An 8809-nucleotide genomic window follows, 5' to 3' on the forward strand; every position below is an offset into this window, starting at 1 on the left:
TACCTATCAAGTTGAATAAAAAAGTCCTCATATGAGGACTTTTTTATATCTGAAGAAAGCTTAGCTTTCCAGTTTGACCGCTTCAAGCAGGTCAAAAATCACTGTAGTGACATCCTGACTCAGTTCGCGGTTATTAAATATCTCGTAGGCTGTAATGGTAATGTCCGTATCACTCGGCAACAGACGCTGTTCTTCCTCAATCAAGTCATTGATCGGTAACAAAGTCTGTTTCACTTGCAGATGCAAAATATCCTTAAATTCAAGATTTTCATCATCCAGCTCGATCAGCTGTTCATTGAAATAAGGCAGCAAAATTGAATGAAGATAAGGTTGAATATCCTCGATATCAAAGATCTCGATATCACGGGTTTCATCAATCGTACTAATGTGGTCATTTACTTCAATTAAAATATGGTAGTAACTCACATGAATCTCCAAGAAAGTTGGCCTAAGACGTCCTACTGTTCTTCACAATAACATGAAATGAAACCAAGTTGTATTTTTACTAGCCTAAACACATAAATAATATAGGGAATTAAAACCTGAATGTTATCGGGTATACAATAGGGTCTTGTCTGCCGGGCGTAGTTTGAAATCTTGCAGATTCTGTTCACCCAATACAGGATACATTAAGGCTTCCGGATCATTATGATGATAGAGACCCAAGGCATGGCCCAGCTCATGTGCCAAAGTTAAACGTAAATCATCTTTGGCATCAAACTGGTAAATCTGGATCTTATCTCCCATAAAAATACCCTTATGAAACTGGCGTGGGGGAAAACGCTGCTGGGCCTGCTGGATATTTCGCTGATGGCTTTGCACACTGTTTTGATGAACAGAAACTTGCTGATTAAATGAAGATAGCTGTTCCTGAAGATAGGCATATTCGCGCTTAAAACTTTCCAGTTTAGGCTTGAGCATTTCCATCTCATACTGAAGCTGTTCACGCTCGGCAGATGAGCTGGCTTGTTGACGGCGTTGCAATAAGGTTTGAAATTCAAACTCAAGCTGACTTTTTTGCTGGATCAGTCGTTGCTGCTGATCTTCCAGATTTTTCTGTGAAACTTGCAGATTGCTGACTTCACGCTGATATCTGGCTTCATCGGCAAGTAACTTTTTTTCAACCTTTTTAAAGGCTTCATAGTCCTGTTGGCGTTGATCATAAATCAGTTGAATGGCCAGCTGAGCATTCTCATCATAGACCATCAGATCATCGAGATTGGTTCCTTCATGCCAGATCTGAATAGCTTCCTGACTTAATTGAATGACCTCATCACGGGTCAAGCCAAAACCGGGATCGACTTGGTCAATCCGGAAACGTAGGCGCGTATCAAAAGGATGGGTCAAACGGTCAGCCAGGGAATTAAATTTTAATTGTGGATGGGTCTTGGTTTGTAGATACAAAAACAGTGACACAATGAAAACGACAATCCCCAGAAAGCTTAAAAGACGCATAGTGTTTTTTTAAATATTGTTTGGCTCAATGTAGCTAAAAAACCAGCAAAATCCTAGCGTCAGAGCGATAAAAAGTGGCAATAAAAAACCGTGCTTATGCACGGTTCTGTTCAGGTCAGATTATGATTTTTTACCTTTCCACTGTTCAACCTGTCTTGGCATATTGGAATGATAGATAAAACCAAGGCCTATACCATTCAATAAGAAGATCATAAATTCAATTAAATATTTCAGGTTATAGGAATGTCTGGTTTGGTGATTAAAGGCATACAGCGTGATTTCAGATTTAAAGATCTGGAAAATAATATAGCTCAGCAATCCAATAGCTAGAATGATAAAGCCTTTTCCGGAAGGATAACGCTGAGGTACTGCCAGGATCAGTAATACAATAATGGCAATCAGAAAACCTAGGGAAAAAGAAGCTTCAATTCCGAAGGTTTGCAGGTAATTAAAAGGTGCTAGTACCACATTCGGCGGTAAGATCAGAAGCAGATTGCCCATCGGGTAGAGCAGCATGATCGCAAGCCCGGAAGCCAGAAGAAAAAGCTTAATAAAATTCTGCATACGTTTTTATTTTTAAGTTATTTATTTCATTATAGTTTAATTAAAAAACATTCTATTGCCTATGCATTGAGCAAAAAAAAGACCGCATAAAATGCGGTCTTTTTCTCAAAGTGACAAATTATTTTTTGTCATCTTTTACTTCAGTGAATTCAGCATCAACTACGCCGTCATCTGCTTTTTGAGCTTGGCCTTCGCCGCCTTGGAATGCATTAGGATCGAAACCTTGTGCACCGCCTTGGCCTTGAGCTGCTTCATAAGCACGTTGGGTGATCGGCATAATAATGTTTTGCAATGCTTCAGTTTTCGCTTTGATTGCTTCGACATCATTTTCTTTCGTAGACGCTTCTAACTCAGAAACCGCAGTTTCGATTGCAGTTTTTTCGTCAGCAGTCACTTGTTCGCCAAGATCTTTTACTGCTTTTTGAGCAGAAGAAACTAGTGCATCCGCTTCGTTACGTGCTTTTGCAAGCTCTTCGAACTTACGGTCTTCTTCAGCATTTGCTTCAGCATCTTTGATCATTGCTTCGATTTCAGCATCAGACAAACCTGAGTTTGCTTTGATCTGGATAGATTGCTCTTTACCAGTGCTCTTATCTTTCGCAGATACTTTCAAGATACCATCCGCGTTGATGTCGAACGATACTTCAATTTGTGGCACACCACGTGGAGCAGGTGGGATGTCGCCTAACTGGAAGTTACCCAACAATTTGTTTTGTTGAGCCATTTTACGTTCACCTTGGTAAACTGAAATGTCTACAGCAGGCTGGTTGTCCGCAGCAGTTGAGAACACCTGAGATTTCTTCGCAGGAATCGTCGTGTTTTTCTCAATGATTGGAGTCAACACGCCACCCATGGTTTCAATACCAAGAGTTAGTGGAGTTACGTCAAGAAGAAGTACGTCAGTTTTATCACCAGACAATACCGCACCTTGGATCGCAGCACCCATTGCGACTGCTTCGTCCGGGTTCACGTCTTTACGTGGCTCGCGACCGAAGAATTCTTGTACTTTTTGTTGTACAAGTGGCATACGAGACTGACCACCTACCAAAATTACGTCAGAGATGTCAGAAGTTGAAAGACCTGCATCTTTCAGCGCAATCTTACAAGGCTCGATGGTACGAGCTACAAGATCAGCAACTAAACCTTCAAGTTTTGCACGAGTTACGTTGATCACTAAGTGTTTAGGACCAGTCGCATCTGCAGTGATGTATGGAAGGTTGATTTCAGTTGCGTTAGAAGAAGAAAGCTCGATTTTTGCTTTTTCAGCTGCTTCTTTCAGACGTTGTAACGCAAGTGGATCGTTTTTCAAGTTCACGTTTTGTTCTTTCTTGAACTCTTCAACCAGGTAGTCGATCAATGCATTATCGAAGTCTTCACCACCCAGGAAGGTATCACCGTTAGTTGATAACACTTCGATTTGCTGGTCGCCATCAAGATCCGCAATCTCAATGATTGAAACGTCGAAAGTACCACCACCCAAGTCGTATACCGCAACTTTACGGTCGCCTTCTTTCTTGTCCATACCGAACGCAAGTGCCGCAGCAGTTGGTTCGTTGATGATACGTTTAACTTCTAGGCCTGCAATTTTACCTGCATCCTTAGTTGCTTGACGTTGTGCATCGTTGAAGTAAGCAGGAACAGTAATCACCGCTTCAGTGACTGTTTCACCCAGGTAGTCTTCTGCAGTTTTCTTCATTTTTTTCAGAACTTCTGCAGAGATCTGTTGTGGAGCAAGTTTCTTGTCGTTTACTTCAACCCAAGCATCACCATTGTCAGCTTTCAGGATTTTGTAAGGAACCAGACCGATATCTTTTTGTACCGCTTGGTCTTCATAACGACGACCGATCAGACGTTTGATCGCGAATAATGTGTTTTTAGGGTTGGTTACCGCTTGGCGTTTAGCTGATTGACCAACAAGGATCTCACCATCTTTGTACGCAATAATAGATGGAGTTGTACGTGCGCCTTCAGCGTTTTCGATAACTTTAACTTTGTCGCCTTCAAGTACTGCAACACATGAGTTTGTAGTACCTAAGTCAATACCAATGATTTTAGCCATTTGGATGTTTCCTCAAAAATTTTTTTGTGATTTACACTTGTTATCCGATATGAGAGCCGTTCAATTTTTTTCAAGTAAATTTTTAGAAAAAATTTCACAAACTCCCGATTTATTTCGCTTAAGCGCCAACCATGACCATTGCAGGACGTAATAAACGACCATTGAGGGCATAGCCTTTTTGCAAGACTGTACCGATTTCATTAGATTTGGCATTTGGATCAATACCGACTGCCTGATGCAATTCAGCATTAAAACCATTTGCGGTATCAACTGCGACTACACCAAATTTCTCTAGTGTATTGAGCAACGCTTTCAGCGTCAGTTCTACGCCTTCACGTAACGGGCCCTGTTCTTCCCCTGCAGCAACAATCGCGCGCTCCAGGTTATCCACTGTATCTAGCAGCTCTTTAGAGAACTTTTCCAGCACAGTGTCTTTATGCTTTTCTGATTCACGCTGAATACGTTCTACACTTTTTTGTGCTTCGTAAACTGCATTGGCAGTGCGTGCCTTTTCTAACTTTAAGTCACCTTCAAGTTGTGCAATCTGCTCTTGTAAAGATTCAACGGTAACTTCTACTTGCTCAGGTTCAGCTTGAGTTTGCTCTACCTCTTGTGTCGCTTGCTCTTGCTCAAGATCTTGAACTTGTTCGTTCTGCTCAGTTGCCATTGATTTACTCCGTTTAAATGGGTTTTTAAACATGTACAGTCCTTGGGCGTCAGAGTTAACTGCGTTAATACTGAACTGCCATGATTGAAATTTTTAATTATTTAAAGAAATCGGGGCAGGGGTAAAAAATTCAAGCACAAGTACAGATTAATTTTAGGATTTATTTAGATTTAATGACTTTCATAAATGTAGCATCGTATTTTTAGATAGAAATAATAATTTTTATCTGTTTTAAATATTTTTAAGACCGGTGCATCATAGCGTCATTAACAGCGACCTTGTTCTGAGGAGAGAGCTGAACCAGGTTGCTGTTGCCTTATTTTTTTAAGCTGTTTTTTCCAGTCGGATCCCTCACACATGGTCCGGCTTTTTTTTGTCCAGATTATTTTTTAGACATAAAAGCGATTAATAACTAAGCAATAAAGTATTACACAAAAAATGAGCAACGCTATATTATTCATTTCAGATTCTATCGCTGTAGTTTCTTCTCTTTTTTAGAAATGTGTTTTCGTGGCTTATCTTTTCTCTAGATAAGCCTTTTTTTTGCCTGAAATTTGCTACGGTTTTCGACTTATAAAATGGGATCATCTTCATCAAGGCTGTGTTGAGTAAAAACATTTCTTCTATTCAAAGAAAATAACTGGAATGAGATCAAAACCATAAAACCGAGTCCATAAAAAAAGCCCTGATCTAAATCAGGGCCTCTTTTTTTATTTATATTCTGCCTAATCACGACGATTACGTGGTCGCTGCTGTTCCTGTTTACGTCGCTGATCATTCCAGCGTGGATTATTGGAGCGGTTTTGCTGAACCCGTTTACGCTGCTGTTCTGCCACTTTTTTACGTTGTTCCAGCTGCTGGCGACGTTTACGTTCGGCCTGGGCCTGTTTCTGACGCTGGTTACTCAGATTCTTGCGTTGCTGTTCCAGACGTTGTCGTTCCAGTTGAGTTTTACGACGATCCAGTTCTATTTGCCGACGACGTTCCTGTTCCCAGTTACGCTGCTGAATATTTTTGCGCCGTTCCAGTTCCAGCCTCTTACGTTGCTGTTCATATTCCCAGCGTTGCCGGTCATAGCGGCGGTCTTGATCATAACGATAGTCATAACCTCGATCGCGACGGTCATAACGTCCGTCATAATAACCATCATCAGGAAAAGCCACACAGCCTACGGCTAAAAATGCAGTGGCTAAGGATACCGTTATTATTCTTATCGCCATAAGCTATCTCCTTTTATACAGACTTCTACATCAAAGTCGCAAAAGTGCTGTAAAAATCTCACTTAAACTGTCAATGACATCTGATTAAATTCAGGTTAGCGTATTTGGCAGATAATCTATGTACATTGATATTAAGACTTATATAAGAATATGGTCACTAAAACCCTAATCATGTAGAAAAAATGAAGAATTATGGGAAAAGGATGAAAACTCATGGGTGCGAATAATCCGGTCACAAAATTTGTAATGGATAAGGGGCAGGGCACTGCAGCACGTTTGCTGGATTGCCTGCCGAGCTTTGCACAAGAACGTCTGGTAAAAGCATTGGATTATCCTTATGACTATCCTGATTTGGATCCTTATATAAAATGCTTGATGGCGATTCAGATCAAACAGGGACAGCAGAGTTTTATTAGTGAAGATGCGGTGCGATCACGTCAACTGTTTGATGAACGCATGAAAGCTATTCAGGCGAAACCGACGCCGGTCAAGGCAGTCGAGGATCTGCGTCTGCCATTGCAAAATGGCACTATCTTTGCCCGACATTATCATCCGGCACCACAGAAAAAATTGCCGATGGTCATTTTCTATCATGGTGGTGCATTTATAGTGGGTGGTTTGGATACACATGATGAGTTTTGCCGTTTATTGGCGGTGCATGCCAAGGTGCAGGTACTCAGCGTGGCTTATCCGCTAACGCCCGAATACAGTCCTTTGCAGATGGTACAGGTTTGTGAAGATGCTCTGGCTTGGGTACACCAAAACATCAAGCAGCTGAAAATCTATAAAAACCAGATTGTAGTGGCCGGGGATAGTGCGGGTGGAAATCTGGCGGCAGTAGTTGCGCAGCGGAGTGCCGATAAAATCTATGCACCTCGTGCACAGTTATTGCTTTACCCGGCTGTCGATTTTAAAAGCCGCCATCCTTCTTTTTATGCCTATAATCAGGGCCTGGTACTTTCAGCTCAGGATATTGATCTGGTGACCAAGCTATATGCTGAAACACATCAAGTCGAACTGGACGATCCGCTGATTTCACCGACCTATGGTGAACTGAAGGATCTGCCACCTGCCTATGTGATTACTGCCCGTCATGATGTGTTGCATGATGAGGGTTCAATCTATGCACTGAAGTTACGTGAGAATGGGGTGCGAGTGTACTATCAGGAATATACGGATCAGGCACACGGTTTTATCAATCTGACCCCAATTCATAAACGCTCAAAAAAACAGGTCATCGAACTCAGCAAGAACTTCCGTAAATTCCTGGATAAAAAAATCTGATTCAGAAATAGATGTAATTAAGGTGTTTCACGTGAAACACCTTTTTTATTTTTTATGGATCTTGGCTTCTGGAAAGACTAGATTAAATTTAGGCACATAGAAGCTTTGTAAATATTTAGCCTTAGAAAAATCCGGGAATATATCCTGAGCATCTTGCCACTCTGCCTGAATAAGCTTGGATAAATAACCCCGAAATTGAGGGCTAAACTGATAATGTTGGGATTTCCAGGTTTGCCGGATTTTTAGCATGGAGCTTGGAAGATGATGACTATTTAAATAGAAAGAACGAGGAGATTTAGGTTTTTTAAGACGAAGCGTCATGCTTTGCTCACGATAAGTAATGCGGCAAATCGTTTCCTGTCCCTGTTCTTGCCAGTCAAACTCTGCATATTCTTTAGGAATACCCCACAAGTGCTGACCATGCACAATAGATTCATGAGTAGAGACATAAATTTTCGGAATAGTCGAAAGACGCCGTCTGCTAATTAAAGGATGATCCATAATGAGCAATTCATCATAAGGGCCCACAGGAGAATGATGATAGCGCACTAATAGAACCTGAACGACACGGCCGAGTGGAGATGGCGCAATCCGAAAACTTTGAAATTCACGAATGAAATGAGGGGTAATCCAGTAATTTAGAATAAAACCCTCCCCCTGCAAATGCCAAGGCGGAAATTGATGGACGCTTTTCTCCTGTAGTAATGCATGGCTCATTATTATTCTCTTGTCTTTAGTCGGCAGGTCACTGCATTATTAGTCATGAAAGATTAATATGTTGTGAATCTCAACCTTTCTTTATCAGTAGATGAGTTAAAAAATGTTAAAAAAATCATTATCTGCTATCGCGTTGATCGCATTTAGCTTGCCAAGTTTTGCTGCCAATACCCTGATCGAGATGAAGACCTCATCCGGTAATATCGAAATTGAACTCTTTAATGACAAAGCACCGATTACGGTGAAAAACTTTGAAGAATATGTCAAAAGCAACTTCTATACAGGAACCATTTTCCATCGGGTCATTCCTGGTTTCATGATTCAGGGCGGAGGCTTTGATCTCAACATGCAGGAAAAAGCCAATAATAAAGCTTCAATCAAGAATGAATCAGATAATGGTTTGCAAAACAAACGTGGCACTTTGGCCATGGCACGTACCAACGACCCTAATTCGGCGAAAGCGCAGTTCTTTATTAACCTGGTAGATAACAGTTTTCTGGATCGTTCACCAAGAAATGCTGGATATGCAGTATTTGGGCGGGTCACTAAAGGTATTGAAGTAGTCGATAAGATCGCTCAAGTACCTACTCAGAACTATGGCATGCATCAGGATGTTCCGAAAACAGCTGTGAAAATCAACAGTGTGACCATTAAAGCACCAAGCGTGAAAAAGTAAGTGAAAAATAAAACATAAATGTTTTTTTTATATTTTCTTTGGAATATTATGAACTTATGTAACAATTGGTAGGAAAATGAACTAATTTGGTGCATAAAAATGAAACAGTCATGATTGGTGTGCGTTAAAAGCACTTGCTTGTGTAGGAAATTGCCCTATAATGAGCT

9 protein-coding genes are annotated in these 8809 nt (G+C 40.9%); 2 read left to right on the top strand and 7 right to left on the bottom strand.

Going from position 1 to position 8809, the window contains the following annotated elements; translation table 11 throughout:
* Positions 1 to 60 precede the first annotated feature (60 nt).
* The 6 genes from FTU00_RS12375 to FTU00_RS12400 form a co-directional block, all read right to left on the bottom strand.
* A complete protein-coding gene (locus FTU00_RS12375) occupies positions 61 to 438 on the bottom strand; it encodes a hypothetical protein (protein WP_162835342.1) in 378 nt (125 codons plus the stop codon).
* A 111-nt stretch (positions 439 to 549) separates the two neighbouring features.
* The gene (locus FTU00_RS12380) at positions 550 to 1455 is read right to left on the bottom strand and encodes a matrixin family metalloprotease (RefSeq protein ID WP_180179802.1); all 906 of its coding nucleotides are present in this window, start codon (positions 1453 to 1455) and stop codon (positions 550 to 552) included.
* Positions 1456 to 1575: 120 nt separating this feature from the next.
* On the bottom strand, positions 1576 to 1971 hold the full coding sequence (locus FTU00_RS12385) for a hypothetical protein (RefSeq protein ID WP_257218537.1): 396 nt from the start codon (positions 1969 to 1971) through the stop codon (positions 1576 to 1578).
* Positions 1972 to 2137: 166 nt separating this feature from the next.
* Positions 2138 to 4078, bottom strand: a complete 1941-nt coding sequence (gene dnaK / locus FTU00_RS12390) for a molecular chaperone DnaK (RefSeq protein WP_104426786.1) — start codon at positions 4076 to 4078, stop codon at positions 2138 to 2140.
* A 118-nt stretch (positions 4079 to 4196) separates the two neighbouring features.
* Positions 4197 to 4745 carry a nucleotide exchange factor GrpE gene (gene grpE, locus FTU00_RS12395; RefSeq protein WP_180004189.1) on the bottom strand — a complete coding sequence of 183 codons (549 nt, stop codon included), beginning with the start codon at positions 4743 to 4745 and terminating at the stop codon, positions 4197 to 4199.
* A gap of 725 nt (positions 4746 to 5470) precedes the next feature.
* The gene (locus FTU00_RS12400; RefSeq protein WP_180025579.1) at positions 5471 to 5965 is read right to left on the bottom strand and encodes a hypothetical protein; all 495 of its coding nucleotides are present in this window, start codon (positions 5963 to 5965) and stop codon (positions 5471 to 5473) included.
* A gap of 213 nt (positions 5966 to 6178) precedes the next feature.
* Between FTU00_RS12400 and FTU00_RS12405 the strand changes: the two genes are divergently transcribed.
* Entirely contained in the window at positions 6179 to 7249 is a 1071-nt protein-coding gene (locus FTU00_RS12405; RefSeq protein WP_180105186.1) for an alpha/beta hydrolase, read from the top strand.
* Between the two features lie 45 nt (positions 7250 to 7294).
* Here FTU00_RS12405 and FTU00_RS12410 read toward each other — a convergent pair whose 3' ends face one another.
* Positions 7295 to 7966 (bottom strand): acetoacetate decarboxylase family protein, encoded by a 672-nt coding sequence (locus FTU00_RS12410; RefSeq protein ID WP_166138648.1) that lies wholly within the window; start codon positions 7964 to 7966, stop codon positions 7295 to 7297.
* A gap of 103 nt (positions 7967 to 8069) precedes the next feature.
* Here FTU00_RS12410 and FTU00_RS12415 point away from each other — a divergent pair, with 103 nt between their 5' ends.
* On the top strand, positions 8070 to 8642 hold the full coding sequence (locus FTU00_RS12415) for a peptidylprolyl isomerase (RefSeq protein ID WP_180054080.1): 573 nt from the start codon (positions 8070 to 8072) through the stop codon (positions 8640 to 8642).
* Positions 8643 to 8809 lie beyond the last annotated feature (167 nt).

This window comes from Acinetobacter sp. YH12041 (assembly GCF_013419975.1).
Classification (GTDB): domain Bacteria; phylum Pseudomonadota; class Gammaproteobacteria; order Pseudomonadales; family Moraxellaceae; genus Acinetobacter.